The 20,933-nt window shown below is 41.7% G+C and carries 8 protein-coding genes; 7 read left to right on the top strand and 1 reads right to left on the bottom strand.

The window, feature by feature from the left end:
• Window positions 1-18: 18 nt before the first annotated feature.
• The 7 genes from LH29_RS10145 to LH29_RS10115 all read left to right on the top strand — a co-directional run bounded on the left by LH29_RS10145 (window position 19) and on the right by LH29_RS10115 (window position 14,846).
• A complete protein-coding gene (locus LH29_RS10145; RefSeq protein WP_082063564.1) occupies window positions 19-1,782 on the top strand; it encodes a T9SS type A sorting domain-containing protein in 1,764 nt (587 codons plus the stop codon).
• 38 nt (window positions 1,783-1,820) lie between these two features.
• The gene (locus LH29_RS10140; RefSeq protein WP_045029274.1) at window positions 1,821-3,809 is read left to right on the top strand and encodes an alpha-L-rhamnosidase-related protein; all 1,989 of its coding nucleotides are present in this window, start codon (window positions 1,821-1,823) and stop codon (window positions 3,807-3,809) included.
• Between the two features lie 27 nt (window positions 3,810-3,836).
• The gene (locus tag LH29_RS10135) at window positions 3,837-5,006 is read left to right on the top strand and encodes an alginate lyase family protein (RefSeq protein ID WP_052670762.1); all 1,170 of its coding nucleotides are present in this window, start codon (window positions 3,837-3,839) and stop codon (window positions 5,004-5,006) included.
• A gap of 69 nt (window positions 5,007-5,075) precedes the next feature.
• Window positions 5,076-7,550 carry an NPCBM/NEW2 domain-containing protein gene (locus LH29_RS10130; RefSeq protein ID WP_082063563.1) on the top strand — a complete coding sequence of 825 codons (2,475 nt, stop codon included), beginning with the start codon at window positions 5,076-5,078 and terminating at the stop codon, window positions 7,548-7,550.
• Between the two features lie 185 nt (window positions 7,551-7,735).
• Window positions 7,736-9,355 (top strand): putative Ig domain-containing protein, encoded by a 1,620-nt coding sequence (locus tag LH29_RS10125; RefSeq protein ID WP_045030157.1) that lies wholly within the window; start codon window positions 7,736-7,738, stop codon window positions 9,353-9,355.
• A gap of 191 nt (window positions 9,356-9,546) precedes the next feature.
• Complete coding sequence (locus LH29_RS10120) at window positions 9,547-12,357, top strand: hypothetical protein (protein WP_198152420.1); 2,811 nt, start codon at window positions 9,547-9,549, stop codon at window positions 12,355-12,357.
• Between the two features lie 197 nt (window positions 12,358-12,554).
• Window positions 12,555-14,846, top strand: coding sequence for a glycosyl hydrolase family 95 catalytic domain-containing protein (locus tag LH29_RS10115; RefSeq protein ID WP_157493659.1), 2,292 nt, complete (start codon window positions 12,555-12,557; stop codon window positions 14,844-14,846).
• Window positions 14,847-16,718: 1,872 nt separating this feature from the next.
• Here the strand turns inward: LH29_RS10115 and LH29_RS10100 are convergent.
• Window positions 16,719-20,849, bottom strand: a complete 4,131-nt coding sequence (locus LH29_RS10100; protein WP_157493658.1) for a hybrid sensor histidine kinase/response regulator transcription factor — start codon at window positions 20,847-20,849, stop codon at window positions 16,719-16,721.
• Window positions 20,850-20,933 lie beyond the last annotated feature (84 nt).

Raw genomic sequence — 20,933 nt, 5'->3', positions numbered from 1 at the left:
AGTTAGAATTATCAGAAAATGGATTTAAAAAGGGTCATATTGGTTTTAGCGTGTGTTTCTTTTTCACTGTGGGGAAAGTCTCAGGGGGGGCTGTCCGAATTTGTTTTTTATAACGAAAACCAGGAGTTGGTGTATAATGCCGACGAAATGGGAAACACAATTCCGGATTTCAGTAAAGTTGGTTATGCATCCGGAACACAGGAAATCCCCGAAATCCCTGTTGTTGAAACTGTGGAACCAATTGATGGAGACAACCGGGAGAACATTCAACGTGCTGTTGACCGTGTTGCTGCTAGGTCACCAGGGAGCAATGGTTTCCGGGGAGCGGTCTTGTTGAAGAATGGTGTTTATGAGGTGAACGGAAGTATTTTTATTACCAAATCTGGAATCGTGGTTAAGGGAGAGGGAACTGGGGCCTCTGCAACGATTGTGCGGGAAACCGGAACTGCTCAGCTTGATTTGTTCTGTTTTAAGGGAAGTGGTAGTATGGACAAAATAGAGTCCACCCGAGTTACAATAGACGAGAACTTTATACCTGTAGGCAGGAAATACGTAACCCTGGATAACGTGTCTTCCTTTCAGGTAGGTGATTCGGTTTTACTTTACCGCCCCGGAACGGATAACTGGATTCACGATCTGAAAATGGACCAGATAGAGGAACGTGAGGGGACGATCCAATGGAAAGCTTCTTCCTATAACCTTTATTTTGAACGTGTCATTACCAGTATTGATGGAAATAAAGTGTATCTCGACAATCCGGTCGTGATGCAAATGGATAAAAAGTATGGAGGCGGATATTTGATGAAATATTCCTTCCCCGGACGAATCCGGAACTGCGGCATTCAAAACCTAGTACTCGAATCAAGCTATAAAGATGAAACTGACGAAGATCATGGCTGGATTGCCGTCAATTTTTCCAGGGTTGACCAGGGGTGGGCGCAGAATGTTGTGTCCCGCTATTTTGGTTATTCCTGTGTCTCAATAGATGGAAATTCAAGGAATATTTCTGTCCTGAACTGTCAGTGCCTGGATGCCAAATCCATCATTACGGGTGGACGTCGCTACTCGTTCAACTGTAACGGGCAGCTCAATTTATTTAAAAATTGTTACACCACAGAAGGCCGTCACGACTATGTGACCGGTGCCCGTGTTTGCGGCCCCAATGTGTTTACGCAATGTAAATCCCGGAATACCCATGCCGATATTGGTCCTCACCATCGGTGGGCCAGCGGAACGCTCTTCGATTTAATTGATACTGACGGTGAAATCAATGTTCAGGACCGTGGAAACTGGGGATCCGGACATGGATGGGCTGGTGTCTCTCAGGTCGTATGGAACTGCAGGGTGTCAAGAGCGGCCGTGCAGTCTCCCTGGGTAAGCGGGAAAAACTATTGTATTGGCCTGGAGGGTGAAAAGTATGACGGTCGTTTGTCAGGCCGTCCGGCCGGGGAATGGGAAGGACAAAATGAGATAAACTTACAGCCTGGTTCTCTGTATGAAGCACAATTGAAAAGCAAATCGTTGAATACCGGTATTTCGGACAATCCGTCTTTGCAAAATATCAAAATATATCCAAATCCCAGCAAAGGAGAAATTAAGATTGATCATCAGGAAAAAAAAATGTACTTTAATTTCTATTCGGTGAATGGAATCAAAATCAAATCAGGGAGAATCATGAAAAACTCTTTTTCGTTGGATGTCAAGGGGCTTAAGAGTGGGGTTTATTTGTTGGAATGTTTCACACCGGAAAGAACATATCTCCAAAAAATCCTTTTGAACTGACTGTTATAATATATTAATAGAAACCAAACCCAGGTGCTATGAAAAAGATTGAAATCATGTTGATATTGTTGCTTGTAGGTGTAACGATGTTGCAGGCTCAACACTCTCGTAACTGGTGGAACATGACCACTGACGGTGGAATTGTCTGGAATGTTAAATCCGGAGTGGCTCATATCGATCATATTGAAATGAGCGGAACCCAGGTTTCTACCATTGTTCATTATGGTATAAATAATGATGGGAGCCTGTTTCTGGAGAAGGAGACGATCTTCCCGATGCTTCGTTTTCATCCTAACAAAACCAAGTCACACCTTTCCCATAAGTTTGATCAGGGGATTTATCCTCCATTGCTTGTCGATGGAACTGAGCTGCAAGAATACCCGAAAAGTTTTTATATCAAAGGCTTTGTTAAGATACAAAGCCGCACAAATACACCCTTGGTTATTGAACGGACAATTTTTCCATCGGTCGATAAAGCAGCAGTTTTTGAATTGATTAATTTGAGAAATACATCTTCATCGGCCTGTAAGGTCCAAATTCCATCGGTTGATTTTGAGGAAAAAACAGACCCGGAAAAAGGAATTTATGGGGAATACACGGTTCGTGCTCAATCGGATAAAAATGGGGAATATACAATAAACCCCGGGGAAGAACTGGATTTCAATATGGCTTACTCGGCTCATAGGTCTGTAATAGACCCATATGCTTTCTCACCTGCTTTTGAATTCAAAAAAAGGGAAAAGCTGATTGGCGAATTGGGGGAGAACCTGATCCTGGATACGCCCAACGACACTATTGACTGCGAGTTTGCCTTTGCAAAAATCAGAGCCGCAGAAAGTATTTACGATACAAAAGGGGGCTTGATGCATGGTCCCGGTGGCGGTTCCTATTATGCTGCCATCTGGGCCAATGACCAGGCCGAATATATCAATCCCTTTTTTCCATTTCTTGGAAACCTGAAAGGGAACGAATCGGCCATTAATTCATACCGCCATTTTGCCCGTTTTATAAACTCCGCATATAAACCGATTCCAAGTTCAATTATTTCAGAGGGGGTTGGGACCTGGCATGGGGCAAAAGACCGGGGGGATCAGGCGATGATTGCCTACGGGGCCTCACGTTTTGCCCTGGCTTATGGGGATAAAAAGACAGCTGAAGAACTTTGGCCGCTGATTACCTGGTGTCTGGAATACCTGGAACGTAAAAAGTCCGACAAAGGGGTTGTCTTTTCGGATTCCGATGAACTGGAAAACCGTTTCGAAAATGGTGATTTTAATTTGGCAACCAATTCGCTTACCTATGGAGGATTAATTGCAGCCTCGAGTTTGGCAATGGAACTCCATAAGCATCAAGAAGCTGAGTTTTATCAAAAGCGGGCGGCTGAACTGCGGACTGCCATTGAAAACTATTTCGGTGCCAATGTCCAGGGATTTAACACCTATCAATATTACGAGGGAAATACAACCCTGAGGTCTTGGATTTGTTATCCGCTGAATATGGGCATTTACGACCGAAAGGATGAAACCGCAAAAGCACTTTTCTCCAATGCCTTGTGGACGAAGGATGGTTTACTGACTGAATCCGGAACAACTACTTTCTGGGATCGTTCCACACTTCACGCTTTCAAAGGATTGCTTGCTGCCGGAGAAGTCAACCCTGCCTTGGATTACTTTGCCTATTATTCTGCGGTACGATTGCTGGGCGATCATGTCCCATATCCGGTTGAAGCCTGGCCAGAAGGAAATCAGCGACACTTGTCTGCGGAGTCTGGGCTTTATTGCAGGATAGTTACTGAAGGATTATTTGGAATTGAACCAATTGGATTCAGGACTTTCAGATTGACGCCCCATCTGCCCGATGGCTGGGATTTTATGAGATTGAGAAAAATCAGGGCTTTCCAAGCTGATTTCGATATTGATGTAAAACGTGAGGGTAAACGATTGCGCATCCGTGTGAAAGAGAATGGGAGGCTGTTGCGTGATATTGACTGGCCCCCCAATAGAGAACTCATTATTTCATTGAACTAACTTTTACGTTAACTAAATAAAAAAATTATGAATAAATTAATTATTTCTTTGCTGGCAATCGTCATGGCAACGGTTAGTTGTAAGAAGTCGGATATTTATAGCGAGCAAGTGATAAAAGCTGTAAAAGGAATAGAAGTTTCCCAAGCAGATTCGTTCCTGTTTGAAAAGCCTGTAACCGTTACCGCTTCGCATTGCGACCGCAGTGCAGGCGGATTACACGATTTTTATTCTGAAGGTGACTATTGGTGGCCCGATCCTGAAAATCCCGACGGACCTTATATTCAAAAAGACGGGCAAAGCAACCCTGGAAATTTTTCAGAACACCGTCATGCAATGGTACGTATGAGCGAAATGGTCGCAACTTTAACTTCTGCCTGGTTGTTGACAGGCGAAAAAAAGTATGCCGATAAGGCTATGGAACACCTGAATGCCTGGTTTATAGATACTACCACCATGATGAATCCCAATATGTTATACGCCCAGGCAATCAAAGGACGATATACCGGTAGGAGTATCGGACTGATCGATGCCTATCATTTTGTAGAAATAGCCCAGTCGGCCAAAGTCCTTTCTGCTAAAGGTGGTATTACAGCTGAGCAATCGAAAAAAATCAAAAAATGGTTTAGTCGCTTCCTTGAGTGGATGACAACCCACGAATATGGTATAAAGGAACTGAATGCTGAAAATAACCATGGTACCTGCTGGGTGGCAACTGCATCGGCAATGGCTGTCCTGGTGGATGACCGCAAGGTTATCGATATGTGTGTGGACCGGTTCAAAAACATTCTTCTTCCCAACCAAATGGAGTCAGATGGGAGTTTCCCCAGGGAGCTGAAGCGCACAAAACCCTATGGCTATTCCTTGTTTAATATCGATGCGTTTTGCAATGTAGCCCAAATTTTGTCTACACCAGAGAGTAACCTTTGGACATATGAAATGCCCGATGGAAGATCGTTGAAACAAGGCATGGAATTTATTTATCCCTTTGTTGCTGATAAATCGAAGTGGACCTACCCGCAGGATATTTATATTTGGAACGAATGGCCTCAGCGCCAGTCTTCACTCTTGTTTGCGGGAGTTGCGTACAATAATCCACATTACATCGATACTTATCTGAAACTTCCGGTCAAACCGACTCACCCGGAAGTTCTCAGGAATTTACCGGTTCGTCATCCGGTGATTTGGCTAATGAATTAATGTGTTAAAAAACATGTTAGGATCCGATCTTTTCAAGACCGGATACTTGTTTAAATTAAACTTTCCGAAATGAAGTCAATTATACAATTTGTATTTGCATCGTCGTTAATGATGGTTGGGATACATTGCTCCCATGCTCAACAATGGCCTTATCGGGTTCCCTGCAGGGTGAACGATAATCACTCCCCCGATGTGCTGTTTATGACTTTAGGCAACGTTGAAACTTCTGTTGCTCAAGGGATCTTTGATCCGGTGAAGGATGAAGTACAATTAAATGACGGAACTGTAATCTCAAACTATTATAAAGAATCCCTCGGGATTAAATATTATCAGCCTGTTGATAAAAGCAATTTTCCGCTGCCCCCCTCCGGATGGTGTTCGTGGTATTATTACTACCAGGAAATTACCGGCGATGAATTTTTGAAAAATGCCGATTGGATCGCGGAAAACCTGAAGGATTATGGGGCTCAATATGTACAGTTGGACGATGGATGGCAGGGAGTTGGACATGGCAGTGGTAACAATCGGGATTGGACAACCATCAACGAACGTTTTTCGATGGGAATGGATACAATTGCCAGTTATATCAAATCGTTAGGGTTAAAGCCGGGGATATGGCTGGCTCCGCATGGTCAAAGCAATCCGGAAGTTGTTAAATCACACCCTGGTGCTTTTTTAGAAAAGCCAGATGGAACATCAGCCTCGGATACCTGGGAAGGAAAATTTCTTGTAGATCCATCTTCTGACGCAGGACAAAATTATATAGAATCGCTTTTTACTACCCTGACCAACTGGGGGTACGAATATATTAAGATCGACGGACAGCCTATTGTTACCCGGGAATACCGGAACAAAAAGGAATTCATGCAGAACCCATCGGATGATTCGGCGGAATTATACCGTGAAACAATTAAAACAATGCGGAATGTGATGGGGACAGACAAGTATCTTCTCGGGTGCTGGGTAGTACCTCTTGAAGGGGTTGGGATCATGAACGGATCAAGGACCGGAGGAGACGATTTGTTGAGTTGGAATGGATTTCGGACAGCCCTGAACGCGACTATGCAATACTATTTTTTACACAATATTGCCTGGTACACCGACCCAGATGTGATGCTGGTGCGTAGCCCCTTACCGTTACGTCAGGCACGGGTTTGGGCAGCCATGCAGGGACTTACAGGGGAAGCACTGATGTGCAGCGACCGGATGATGGATTTATCGGCAGAACGCGTAGATATTGTACGGAAAGTATTTCCGGCAACCGATATCCGTCCGCTCGATTTGTTCCCTGCCGGTAAAGAGAAACCAATATGGGATTTAAAGGTAAGTCATCTGGGACGTTCGTATGATGTTGTTGGCCTTTTTAATTTTGGTGAGGAAAAGGAAAAGCAAATTACTGTAAACTGGGCCAAACTGGGGATACCTGAGAATAAACCGGTTCACGTGTTCGATTTCTGGAACCGGGATTACTTGGGGGCATGGGAAAATGGGATATCTGTGGGGCTACAGCCAACTAGTTGTAAAGTGTTTGCGCTGGTACCCGACAATGGGCAGGTCCAGCTGGTTTCAACCTCCCGCCACATCACGCAAGGATGGGTTGATCTGAAAGCTTTAAAACGTAGGGACAATACGTTTAGTGGCACCAGCCAGGTTATAAAAAATGACCCTTATGAACTGTATTTCGCTTTTCCTAAAGGGAAAAATTTTAAAATAACAGGAGTGACAGCAAACAACGAGGACAGAAAATTAGAAACAGTAGCCTACAATCATGATGGCTGGGCTTGCCTGCGGATTTTGTCTTCACAAACCGGAAACGTTGATTGGAAGGTTTCATTCGAGGAAACTGAACTCTTTCAAATGCCACAGGAAAAGGTAAGTCAACTTTGGCTGGAGCCAACCGGGATCAACACGGTGAATGTGCATTGGGTGCCGAAAATGCAAACAACAATAGGTTATAAGGTTTATTTGGATGGGAAAGAAATGGGGTATACCCCAGATTGTTCTTTCTCTATAGCTGAGTTGGACCTTCACAGAAAATATCAAGTTGAAGTCCAAACAGTTTGGTACGACGGAACCGGAAGCGGAGAAAGAGCAACGATTGAATTTGTTCCTGCAGAACTGGTGAAAAAGGAACTATTCCTGAATGATCTTTCCCCGGTGCGTACAAAATTGGGTTGGCGGGTACACCAAACCAACAGATCAGTTTCAGGAAATGGACTGGTACTTGATGGCGAGCTTTATCATCAAGGTATCGGTTTGCCCACTAATTCTGAACTGGAGTATAGGCTGGATAAAGGTTTTACAACATTTGAAGCATTGGTTGGCATAGATGATGCCAATGGAAAAGAAGGAAACGTTGAGTTCGTTTTGATTGGCGATGGCAGGGAACTTTGGAAAAGCGGATGGGTGAAAAAGTCTGATCCGGGGCAAAAAGTATCAGTTGACATTCGTCAGGTTAAAAGGTTGACACTTCGTGTAAATAGGGGTGAAGGGGGGAACACCGGCGATCAGTCAGAATGGGTCAATGCTAAGCTTATTCGATGAAAAAGCCTTCTTTTTTAGCTTTCTGGGGTTTAGTACCAGGTAGCATAGGAAAAAATTTACCAGGCAGAATGATCATATGAAAGGGGTACCGGTTGTAGCATGGTCTCGCCAAAAAAGAGTTGACAGAATACTTTTCAAACAAAATTAAATAAGATATGAGAAAAATTGTTATCAACAGCATATATATGGCCTTATTCACTTTGACAATTATCAGCCAGCCAGTGATTGCACAAACTAATACCTTGTCCGATTCCCTGGCCGCGTTTATCCTGACCCCTCCTCCGCCTGAAACACCACGTATTAACGGTCCTTCAATATTTGGTGTTCGACCTAATAACCCGTTCTTGTATAGGATACCGGCAACCGGGGTTAGGCCAATGGAATTCTCGGTTGTAGGTTTACCTGTTGCCCTGAGTGTGGACTCAAAAACAGGACAAATAAACGGAAAGTTAACTGAGCAGGGTGAATTCAATGTGGTGTTGCATGCGAGAAATGCCAAAGGTTCCGATGAAAAAAAGTTTAAAATTGTAGTAGGCGAAAATATTGCTTTAACACCCCCTATGGGATGGAATAGTTGGAACGCTTATCATGCGGAAGTTACTGGCGAAGATGTTATTAATGCAGCACAAGCCATGGTTGCATCAAAGTTAATAGATCACGGCTGGACCTATGTAAACATTGATGATGCATGGCAGGATAAACGGGGTGGAAAGTTTAATGGTATCCAGCCCAACGAAAAGTTTCCCGACATGCAGAAGATGTGCGACGAAATACACGAAATGGGACTAAAGGTGGGGATATACTCCGGCCCCTGGGTTACGACATATGCTGGATATGTGGGAGGTAGTGCCAATAATCCGGAAGGTAGCTGGTCTCCGGATTTTGGTAAGCAAGACACGATAATGGAAGATGGGAAAAAACGTCGAAAAAGAATTCATGGTAAATATTGTTTCTCTAATAATGATGCCAGACAATGGGCTACCTGGGGAATTGATTATTTAAAATATGACTGGAACCCAAAGAGTTCCACTCCTCGTGAAACAATGGAGGATTTTCGGGGCCATTCGAAGCTGATGGCCGATGCTTTACGTGGTTCTGGACGTGATATCGTTTTCAGCTACTCAAACAGTATGCCTTATGAATGGATTGAAGGCCAGTCTGAAATGTACAACTGCTGGCGAACCACCGGGGATATTAAGGATAACTGGCAGAGTATGGCCACAAAAGCTTTTTATATCCCTATTCCTAAAGAGCAGGTGGATCCAGTTGGCCCGCCAAGCGATAAATGGGCACCCCACGCCAGGCCAGGTCACTGGAATGATCCGGACATGATGGTTCTGGGTATCGTAAATTTTGGAGGAAAACAACATCCGACAAGGCTTACTCCGGATGAGCAATATCTTCACATGACCCAATGGTGTATGGCTTCAGCACCCCTCCTGCTTGGTTGTGATTTAAATCAGTTAGACGAATTTACATTAAGCTTAATTACAAACGATGAGGTGCTGGCTATTAACCAGGATATGCTCGGGAAGCAGGCAACAATTGCCAGCAACGAACGAAACAAGCTGTTGGTTTATGTCAAAGACCTTGAAGACGGGGCAAAAGCCGTTGCCCTTTACAACCTGGATAAAGAATCTGCAACCGTGACAGCTAACTGGTCTGACCTGAACGTATCGGGAAAGCAAATCGTCAGGGATTTATGGAGGCAAAAGAATTTGGGGACTTTTGATACGAAATTTGAAACAAAGGTCAATCCACATGGTGTTGTATTAGTAAAAATAGGAAATGAGAAAACGCTCTAAATCTACTTGAAACAAATTGAATATAAACCGGAAGACGGAGCCTTTTCAAAATTTCGCATTAAAAATCAAAAGAATTTAAACAGATGAATAATAAAGGCACAAAATTGGCCATTTGCATATGGCTAACAGGGATAATTGCCATACAAACGTTTGGCCAAGCTATAACCCAGAAAACGAGCTATACCTCTGTTATGAACCGAATTTCAGGAGATACTCTTTATGTTGGATCCGGCACGACTTATTCATTTACTGTGGATACTCCTGAAGATGAAGGATTGGTTTCGACAGGTGTTACTGTTGAAGAATTACTGTATCAAATTCAGTCAAAAGATGGGTCTGTACAGCATTATGCGTTGACAGAAAGTGATGGGAAAACTCCGCAAACCGGAGGACTGAAGAATGGCGATTTATTGTGGGTGACCGATGAAAACGGGAAGTCCCCAAAAAAGTATGTCATTCAGTTGCAGCCACAGGCAGTCGGTGGTGTACTGGAGTTCTCCAGGAATGAAATGACTACCAAATTACCGGGAGATTTGACTGTGATGTTTACTGCTGGTCAACGAACTCCGGATGCCACAGTCCGTGTATTTATTCCTGAAGGAATTCATGTTTCAAAAGAAAATGTGTGGGCGAATGTAATTGGCAGGGGAAGCGTGAAGCTGGATGATTTGGAACAACAGTCAATTGGCCGGGTAGGAACGGATTATCCGTATTCGAAAGTCGGCACGGTCCAGCTTGAAAAAAACGCAGAAGGCCAGACCTGTCTGGTATTCATGCATCTGGATTTGCGGCCATCCAACGGGGCTGATCTGGAAATTACTTTCAAAAATGTAAGCATTCCCAAGGTTGGGGAATACCGATTTCATGCCAGTTATGAGACCTCTGAACCAGAAAAATTGAAAAGCCCGGGAATTGGGGCGGAACAAAAGACCCTTATTGTAAAAAATGAAATCACAGATTTTACTAGGATCATGGATAAAGGGTCCTGGCCAGGAAATACTTCAAATTACACCAACGTTTCATTCCGTTGGTCTCCGGTTGTGTCCCGGAAAATTTTAATGGAATGCTCAACTGATGGCGGTAAGACATGGTTGGCTTGTCCTGCTAAAATGGATGCAAAAGCAGGAATTGCCAAAGTATCGGGTCTTGAGGAAAAGCGGGAATACGTTTTTCGTTTAAATGTGAAGGATGGAGTTCACCAAGGCTATTCCAATATAGCCCGCTTTTATAGCGGACAACTGGATGTAAAGAAGTTTAATATCGTTGCTGACGGAATTCATGACAATACTGCTGTCGTCAATCAGGCTATCGAATACCTGCATCAACTTGGAGGAGGAACGTTGCTCTTCAGTGATGGTATTTATAGCGTTCGGACAGTTTATCTGAAAAGCAATGTTTGGCTTTATGTAAATAAAGGGGCCACTATAAAAGCACTAAAAGGTTGTGACGAGCCGGAAGCAGACTGGTTTAGTGACCGGAAATATCGTTCGGGACTGTCACCAACCGATCCGAAACCGTACGATGATCCTGAAAATTACCTAACCAAGCAGGATGTTGGGCATACCTATTTTAGAAATGCCATGTTTTTTGGGGAACGACTTGACAATGTGAAAATAATTGGCAATGGTCGGATTACCGGAGATGGCAATTTAAATACCAGCGACAAGGTAATGAACAATGACCCCGGAAACAGGGCTGATAAAATGTTTTCGCTGAAACTCTGTACGAACCTGGAAATTGGGGGAATTCCCCGTCAGGAAGATTTGTGGTACGATGAAAAAGCGGATGAACCGTATTACATTAGCTCTGACGGCAATGCCTCAATAGATACCGAAAATATGCTGAATATTGATCGTGGCGGCCATTTCGTATTGCTGGCCACAGGTACGGATTCAATTTTCGTTCACGATACTTACTTCGGAAAGAACAGTACTTCGAATGTACGTGATATTTATGATTTTATGGGTTGTAACGAGGTAACGGCCACCAATATCTATTGTAAGGTTAGCTCCGATGATATTGTGAAATTGGGTTCCGATTGTTCATTGGGATTTACCCGTCCGGCCAAAAATTATAAAGTTCGGAATATCATTGGAGATACAAATTGTAATCTCTTCCAAATCGGATCAGAAACTGCAGATGATATCACCGACGTTTGTGTGGATAACATTTATGTGCTTGGCGCCAATAAGGCTGGTTTCTCCATCTCAACCAATGATGGTGGTCATGTGCGTAATATCCATTTAAATTGCGGTCATACCGGCGCCATACATTCCCGCTCGAAGATGTACCGGACAAATACTCCGTTTTTCATTTCGATCTCTAACCGTGGGAGGGTTTTAGGGGCAAATGTATCCAGATGTAAATTTACAGAAAATGGAACCCCCCACGATGAGTTGCTTTGCACCAACGTAAACATTGGGGAAGTGGAAAATATTCACCTGAATGGGATTGATTGCTACGAAGTTTATCGAGGCAGTTCGTTTCGCAGTGAGCGCTGGAAAGCTTTTGACGGCAGCCAGCGAAAGGCTTCGCCAATTGTTGCAGGTTACAAACTTCCGGATTCGGAAGATGTAGAGGGCGGATTAGATTTTCGATTGCCGAACGGAAAGCATACCGGTTACGTGACCAACATCGCTTTTACCGATGTGCATGTAATGGTGAAGGGGGGCAATCCACTGGAAGATTCAGAAAGTAACCCTCCTGAGCTGGGTGTTGGCCAATACAATGTCAAAAACCTGGGAGTTCAGCCTTCTTATGGTCTTTGGGCGAGACATGCCAAAGATCTTACGATATCCAATAGTTCTTTTAATTATGAAAATAGGGATCAGCGGTATGCGATTTTCCTTAATGACGTATTAGGAGCCACTATTGATTCTGTACAAATGGTGCGACCGGAAGGAATTGATAATCCTGTTAAATTCATTGATTCACAGCGGATAAAAATTAAACATTCGGTCTATTATAATGACAAGTGGGAAAACTTGCCTTCAAAGCTATAATTTACAAAGTATAGGGCAAACCATTAAATTGTAAAATATTGGTTCGTAATTAAGTGGAATACAGATTTTAGAAAATGTAGTTTAACGAAACAAAAGTTAAAGTCTGGTTCAATTTTGAAAGAACTATGGAGAATTTCTAAAGTTCTTTTCTTTTTGTTCAGATTTCTTTATCGTTGAAATAGAAATAAAATAACTTAATGAGATTTAAACAAATGACTATAAAACAACATCTTGTACTTTTGCTAATTTTGATTGGAATATTTAATACTTCCTGTCAAAAGAAATCGGGTGCGGAATTAAAATCAGCGGTCGACTGGTCCGATTTTCTTTTACGTAATGATTTGGTTTGGGAAAAAATGCCGGTAAAATGGACAGAAGGCGCTTTTGTGGGAAATGGGATTTTAGGGACTATTTTTTGGAAGGAAGCAAACAGCCTTTTTTTTGAAATTAGCCGGACCGATGCCTATGATCACCGTAACGGGACATCAATTTATACAAGTAGATACCGTATGCCTAACGGGAATTTTTCGTTGGGGCTGGAAAGTATTGAAGGTGGGCAGGGGACCATGAGGTTGAACTTGTGGAATGCAGAAGTTTCTGGGCAGTTTTCGAATGAGACAAAGAAGATAGATTTTAAGGTTTTAGCGCATGCTATTGACGAGGTGCTTCTTTTTGAAGTGAATGTACCTGAAGGTGAAACCATGAACTTTAGCTGGCATCCCGATACAATTCAGACTTCACGTTTTTCGGAGCGTGGTAAAAAGGAAACAGCACCTTATCCGGCACAGCATATTGAAGAAATGAAAGGGGTAAATGTGAGCTTGGCGGATATGCCTGAAGACGAAATGTACAATACACATGGACGTGGCGTAGGTCAGTTCGCAACTGCATGGAAAATTGTAGAAAAAGGAAATGGGAAATATCTTGTTTATGTGACAGAGCAATATTCATATCCGGGAACGACTGCAAAAAAAATAGCCGTCGAACTTGTTGAGCGGGCAGTACAAGAGGAGATCAACAGCTTTGTTGCTTCACATCGCGATTGGTGGCACCAGTACTATCAAAAAAGTTTCCTGTCAATTCCAAACTCACGACTGGAAAGCTTTTACTGGATACAAATGTACAAGATGGCATCGGCAACCAGAGAAGACCGCCCTATTATCGATTTGGCCGGACCATGGTATATGCGCGATACCAAATGGCCTGGAATATGGTGGAACCTGAATACCCAATTAACTTATTCTCCATTTTTTGTGGCAAATCATGCAACAGAAGGTAGTTCATTGATCAACTGGATGTGGAAATACCGGGAAAATCTGGAAGCCAATGCTGGTGGTAATGGCCGTTATGCTATTGGTCGTTCCTGTCCCATAACTTTGGAGCGGCCGTGCCCTACTAAGGACTATGAAGTAGGCGACCTGGGGTATGCTCTGTACAATGTTTGGGAGCAGTACCGATTAACTATGGACGAAGATTTGTTACGAGACAAGCTGTATCCCTTGATTAAAGGGCACTACCTGTTTTATATGGATCACTATGTTGAAAAAAGAAAGGATAATAACTATCACCTGAAACCCTCTGGTTCGCCTGAATACACCAGGGATGGTTATCCTGCACCGGCCGATTGCAATTATAACCTCGCTATTTTCAAATGGATGCTGAGAGCCATGATCGAAGCTGATCAGAGGCTGCATCTCAAAGACCCAGAAGTTGAACAGGTGAAGAATGTACTGGCTAATTTGGTTCCGTACCCTATGGATGAGGCAGAAGGTTTTATGGTAGGTGAAAATCAAAAATTTGCCTATTCTCACCGGCACTGGTCCCACCTGTTTATGATCTATCCATTTTACGAATATACCTATGATGACCCGGAACAGGGAGCAATTATCGACCAATCCTTATCTCACTGGCTGTCGTATTCCGAGGCCTATCGTGGGTATTCCTGGTTGGCAGCCGCCTCAATGAAAGCCATGAAAGGGGAAGGGAACGCTGCTCGTGATTTTGTCCTAAAGTCTCTCGACCACGAACGTTTTCCGGCACAGCCCAATACCTTATATATTGAAGGGGCGCCTGTAATCGAAACGCCTTTGTACGGGGCACGTGCCATTCAGGATATGATCCTGAGCAGTTACAATAACACGATCAGGATATTTCCGGCAGTGCCTGATAACTGGAAAGACGCTGCTTTCGAAAACTTAAGGGCAGATGGAGCCTTTCTGGTGAGCGCAAAAAGAGCTGGTGGAAAAACTCAATTTGTGAAGATTGAAAGTTTAGCCGAAGAACCTTGCATTGTAAAAGCCGATTTCAACGGAGAAATAAATGCGGCTGGCTCACGCGAATTTAAATTAACTCCGTTGGGTGATAACAAAATTCAAATTGATCTGAAAAAAGGAGAGTCGGTTATTTTGTACGCCGGGGACAAACTGGATTTCACAATCTCAAAAGTGGATATACTGGATACTGCCAATTATTGGGGAGTGAAAAAATAGAGACTGATCTAGAAACTGTTTTTGCGCGGAGCCAACAGATCGAAATAATTATAAGAAATATACCTTTTTCAAAAGGTATGTATAAAGAATTTAAGGGGTTTGGCAATTTATTGCCAGGCCTTTTTTATTACCCTCCTGGTTGTGGAACTTACGGTTTCTAGAGTTCATTTACTGGCAAAAATAATCCGATGCCGTTTTATATCAGGAATTTTGGTTTGGATAAATTAATCTGTCTGGCTATTTCTGTGCTTGTCATTAAAAAGTAATCGAAACAGCTTTCTGTGATTCTTTGAATAATCCATGTACTTGAATGGCTTACGATTTGTCTGGTATTGCTTATTTTTGGTGCCGGTGCGCAGGATGAATAATATATCCCACGGTCTTAGAGAAAGTGTCCCCATCATTAGCCTGGGTAATGCAGATAAAACTTAAGAAGTTTACTTCTGTCGATATTGGAAATCCGAAATTCAAAGAGGTTACCAAATTTGTTAAGAATGGGTTTGACCTGACCGCAGGAGGAAAAGATTTTTTGAGGGCCAATGATCGGTTACAGTTTACATCTCTTAAAAAACAGGAGACTTTGATATCATTTTAAGAATTGACACCTTGATAATGCCTCAACTTTATACGAAGGGAAATATCATGGTAAGTGAGGAATTGGTCGGAGACAATTGTCATCTGTTTTTCCAGATTGTTGCCGACAATCAGCCACTACACAATATTACCTGAGGCTACGAATTTCTTTACAGGATCGCAAAAGGAGGGAAAAGTAAATTCTTCAAAGTTGCAAAACTGCTTGCGTTTCAGCCGGTTTTGCGCTAAGCAGAAAAGCTGACCTCAGTCATTGGTCAAAAGGCTGTTCATTACAAGAAGTTGGATTAAAATAGCAGAACTTTTTGTTGAATGCCCCTACCAAAATTTTGGATAGTCCAATCCGTCTAATCAATATCTTATCCGGAAGTGTGTAGCAGGTATGGCGCCCTGACGTTTGCAAAGAAAACCAACGACCAAAAGCTGAAAGGAGAACTGGTCGACCGGCTTGAACCGCTACTGGGTTAAAAAGCTTCTTTGATACCGATTTCGGATCATTCTGATTATACTGTTTTGGACGGCTCCTTTGGAATTATGCATGCAACCCGGTCAAAAGAAATATCTCAATATGGGGAAAGGCCTTGCTGATAAACAGTGGAGACAGCCCGAAGGGAAGCATGTTACTTCGGAGTAGTATGTATACTACAACATGGGCTTAACCTGGCAAACCCGATTGTGGATCGACGACATGTTTATGATTACGGCTGTTTAGTCGCAAGCTTATCTGGCTATGGGAGACATTTGGATGGCCGTTGGAATGAACCAGCTGTTTCGGTTGCTGCCGAAAGACAATCCAACCAGATTGCGGATTTTGGAAGGATATTAGAAGATGATGGTTTCGCTGTTAAAATATCAGACTGATCATGGCATGTGGAGGCAGGTCATTGATGATCCGGACTCGTAGCCGGAAACGTCGTGTACCGTTGTGTTCGCTTTTGCCTACATCTCTGGCGTAAAAAACGGTGGATAGATGGAGGCTGTTTATGGCCCTGCTACCCGGAAAGCTTGGCGGCTTTGTTAAAGTATATTAACGAAGATGGTGATGTAACCGATGTTTGTGAGGGAACCAACAAATAGAACGCCAGCCATTATTACCTTGACCAGAAAAGAATACAGGAGACATGCACGGTCAGCCGCTCATTCTTTAGTTTTCAACAGCTTTGCCCTGTAAGTAGAAGGCGCTAGGATTAACGACACTTAATAAGCTACACAAAGGCTCCACACGTTTTACTGATGGGGTATTTTACTAACACTCTTCGTGAAACTGTGGCATTTTGCTTTTCAGTTCTCTAATTGTCTCACTTCCTCTAGGTAGGCTTTTGGAGACTTATTAAAGTGTTTTTTGAAGCTCTGGGAGAAATAAGAAGGGGAACTAAACCCGACGGCGTAAGATACCTCCTCCATATTGTAGTTTCCTTGTTTCATTAAAGTCAGCGCTTTGTTCAACCTGACAGAACGTATGAATTCTGTTGCGGATTGGTCGGTTAGATCCCGAAGTTTCCGGTGCAAAGAACTACGACTAAAATTTAGTTCAGAAGCGAGATTTTCTACCGTGAAAGTTTCATCCAGAAGGTGTTCTTCCGTAATTTTTATTGCTTTTTCAATTAATTGCTTGTCGAAAGGCAGCAAAATACTATCTTTTGTCCACTGTTCAAATGATTTTTTAAAGCATTGCTGGAGTTGTTCCCTTGTTTTTAATATACCTTTTATTTGGGCAAGCAGTACTTGATCATCAAATGGTTTTTCAATATATGCATCTGCACCCAGGCTGAATCCGTTAATCTTTTTTTCTTTTTCTGAAAGTGCGGTTAGTAAAATAATCGGAATATGGCTTGTATGAATGTCCTGTTTTAAATGATCACATAATTCAAGCCCATCCATTTCCGGCATGAGGATATCCGAAATGATCAGTTGCGGGTCCAATTCGTTGGCAATTTCAACGGCTTGTATCCCGTTCTCAGCAGTCAAAACATTGAATTCCTCCCTTAGTAGGTTTTTCATATATCTGAGCAACTCCGGATTGTCTTCTGCAACCAAAATTGTTTTCTGACTGCCACTTTGCCTCAATCTTTCCCGCTGGTTTTTTTCAGTATATAAGATCTTTTTACTGATCTCATGCTCTTCAGTTGATTCTTCTATGTCGCCAACGGCTGTAGGAATTATTAAACTGAATATGGTGCCGACGTCGTTTGAAAAAACGGCTATAGCACCGTTATGAAGCATGGCATATTCTTTACATAAGTGTAGCCCGATTCCTGTTCCCCGCGAATCAGAATAGAAACGATTGAACAGCTTGTGGATCTCTTGTTCTTCAATTCGATTTCCGGTATTTCGGATCGAAATTTCCACACCCTCACCTTGAATTTCGGTATTCGTTAAAAAGCCGTTATCCCGGTTCATTTCTATTGATGGAGATAATTTTACTGAAAATTCAATTTCCCCCTTGTCAGAGGTATATTTAAAAGCATTGGAAAGAAGGTTAAAAAGTATCTTCTCAATTTTGTCAGAGTCCGCGAAGACCATCATATCCTGCTTGGGCGCTTGAAATATGTATTCAATAGAACGGTCCTTCGCATAAATACCGAATGAAGAATAGATGTCAGAACAAAATTTAATTAAATCAAGACTAACAGGACAATAGGTCGTTTTTCCCAGCTCCAGTTTTCTAAAGTCAATGATTTGATCGATTAAGATTTTTAATCTGACTGCATTTCGCTTAATTATATCCAAATGTTCCTGGGTGTCTTGTTCATAATTATTTTTTCTAAGAATATAATCCAACGGAGACATGATCAATGTTAGGGGAGTTCTGAATTCGTGCGTCACATTGGTGAAAAACTTCATTTTAAGCTCTGATAGTTTTTCTTCGTTTTCATTTTTTACCTTTTCAACCAGCAGATCTCTTTTGAGACACTGCTTCATAATGATTCCCTTTCGGATGTACCATAATATTAAAATCAATAAAATCAAATAAATGGTAAAAGCATACCATCGCGCCCATATAGGAGGTATGATTTCAATTTGCAGTTTACGGGGAGTTGATGACCAGATACCATTGTTGTTGGAACTTAATACTTCAAAAGTGTATTGTCCTGGAGGTATTTTGGTAAATACTGCTTTGTTTTCTTTTCCTGAATAAATCCAATTATTGTCATAATTTACTAACCTATATTTGAATTTATTCTTTTCCGGTTGGATAAAATTGGTGGAAATGAATTCAAATGTTAATGAATTCTGCTGGTGTTGAAGTACAATCTTCTTTGAAGTAACTATCGATTCCTGTATTTTATTATCAGGTTCATTTACTCCGGCAATTTTGTTGTCAATAAATAGATTTGTAATAATTGTGTTTGATGGGGCCGGATTCTTTTTTACGCTAGTCGGATTAATGATATTGAATCCGTTTGGCCCCCCGAAAAGCAACTCTTCGTTTTCGCATTTGAAACTTGCTCCTGGGTTGAACTGCTTTCCCTGCAACCCATCTGCTGTGTCGAAAGTTCTGATGCTTTTGTCTTTAAGATTCAGAATTGATATTCCATTTTCTGTGCTAATCCACAAATTAGCTTCTGCATCTTCCTCTATGCCGAATATACTGACACCTGATAATCCTGAGTCTTTTTTGTAGACTTCGAATTTGTTTGTAATTGGCTCAAACGAATTTAGTCCGTTTGCTGTTCCTATCCAGATTTTCCCAGAAGAATCTTCTAAAAGTGCATATATTTCGTTGTTGCTGATTGAGGATATCAGACTATCTTGATTTTGTGTAAAATATCGATGAAATTTGCTACTTCCTTTTGCCAGGTAGTTTAATCCGTTATGAGTGCCAAGCCATAACCCCCCATTGTTATCTGATAAGATTGTTCTGATATAGCCGGACGAAATGGATTCATCGTCACCAGATACGGGGATAAACCTTTGAATTTCTTTTGAATTAAAATCTAGATAAAACAATCCATCTCCGTATGTTCCAATCCAAAGGCCAGTGTTGATTTCCCGAAGTGAGTATATTCTTAATTGAAGGCTTTTGAAAAAGTCAATTTTCTCGTAGCTTAGACTTTTCAAATCAATTTTCCACAATCCGTCAAACAATGTTCCGACCCAAAGCTGTTCGTTCTGTCCTAAAGCCAGACATTTAATATTCGTTACAGATCCGTTACTTTTTTTTAGTTTAAATTTTCTGAATTCCTTTAAATCTCTTTCAAAAAACTGAAGTCCATTATCTTCAGTCCCAACCCAAATCTTTTGGTCCGCGTCTTCTGCAAATGAACTAATAATATTACTTTGTATTGAATTTGGATCAGAATTCTTTTTGAAATGCAAAAACCGGTTATCGTTTGAATTGTAATAGGCCAGGCCACCAGACCAGGTGCCAATCCATATTCCGTTGTGGGAGTCCATAAATAGCTCTTTGATACTGTTGTGCGGCAGTTCATTGTAAATATCAGACTGGATTAAACGGTAGCCCGTTCGGGATAAAATGTAGAGGCCTTTATAAGTACCAATCCAGATATTGTTATCACTGTTTTTAATAATTTTACGGACGCGGTTATGTGGTAATTTTTTTGCTTCTGAGTCGGAGTGGTCCAGGTGGTCTATCAAGGCTCCATCCCTGGTTAAATGATCAACTCCTCCCCATTCATATCCAAACCACAGGGAGTTGTTATCTTCGCATATAGTTCTGATTGATGCATTTCGCAAGGAAGTAATAGAAATGATTTTGGTATATGGGTATGGACTTTTAAAAATATTACCTTGGTTTGTTCCAACCCATAAAACATCCGAATGATCAAAAAAGATGGTACTTGGAGTATCCCCGTTAATAAATTTAATGGGGATTATTTTATAACTGTGATTTAATGTATCGATTTGGCAAACATTTCTTGTATGGAGAGTGAAATAGTCTCCACTGCTGTTTTGTTTGATATCCCTAATATTTGAATTTAGGGAAACGGACCCCGGTTCAATATAATTTTCAGCTACAAATCTTTCGTGATGCTGGTCGTAGTAACACAACCCCTCATCGGTAACAATCCAAAGCTTTTTTTTATTTGAACAGAATAGTGCAAGAATGTTGTTTGAAGGAATTGAGCCCGGCTTGTCATCCTTCAAAAACCTAGTTATTTCCTGGGTATCATATTTGAATAGACCGTTATCTGTTCCAAACCAGATAAAACCATACGAATCTTCTGCAATCGCGTTTACGAATCCGTAAGAAAAACCGCCGTCGGGAGAAATCTTACGGAATAGCATTTCAGAATTTTCAGAAAAAGACGATAAATATGAAAAAGCTAAAATGAAAATAGTTGTCCAAAGTCGTAATCTCATAGGTGTGATATAGTTTTTCCAAAAATACAAATTAATCCAGTTTGGTCCAGATTGCAAAAAAGTAGAATTGATTAGGCTATGTTTCACTTTTGCGACATTTTATAAATATTTTACTCGTAATAGTGGAGAATAGCACAAATTTGTAAGAACTTCAACTGATTCCTAAAGAAA

It is taken from the genome of Draconibacterium sediminis (assembly GCF_000949475.1).
Taxonomy (GTDB): Bacteria; Bacteroidota; Bacteroidia; order Bacteroidales; family Prolixibacteraceae; genus Draconibacterium; species Draconibacterium sediminis.
Note: the sequence above shows the minus strand (reverse complement) of the source record. Positions and strands in the feature narration are given on the sequence as shown.

Excerpts from the sequence above, each read along its gene's own strand:
- LH29_RS10125 (WP_045030157.1), top strand. The coding sequence starts at position 7,736 with ATGGCCTTATTCACTTTGACAATTATCAGCCAGCCAGTGATTGCACAA.
- LH29_RS10135 (WP_052670762.1), top strand. The coding sequence starts at position 3,837 with ATGAATAAATTAATTATTTCTTTGCTGGCAATCGTCATGGCAACGGTT.
- LH29_RS10115 (WP_157493659.1), top strand. The coding sequence starts at position 12,555 with ATGAGATTTAAACAAATGACTATAAAACAACATCTTGTACTTTTGCTA.
- LH29_RS10120 (WP_198152420.1), top strand. The coding sequence starts at position 9,547 with ATGAACCGAATTTCAGGAGATACTCTTTATGTTGGATCCGGCACGACT.
- LH29_RS10140 (WP_045029274.1), top strand. The coding sequence starts at position 1,821 with ATGAAAAAGATTGAAATCATGTTGATATTGTTGCTTGTAGGTGTAACG.
- LH29_RS10130 (WP_082063563.1), top strand. The coding sequence starts at position 5,076 with ATGAAGTCAATTATACAATTTGTATTTGCATCGTCGTTAATGATGGTT.
- LH29_RS10145 (WP_082063564.1), top strand. The coding sequence starts at position 19 with ATGGATTTAAAAAGGGTCATATTGGTTTTAGCGTGTGTTTCTTTTTCA.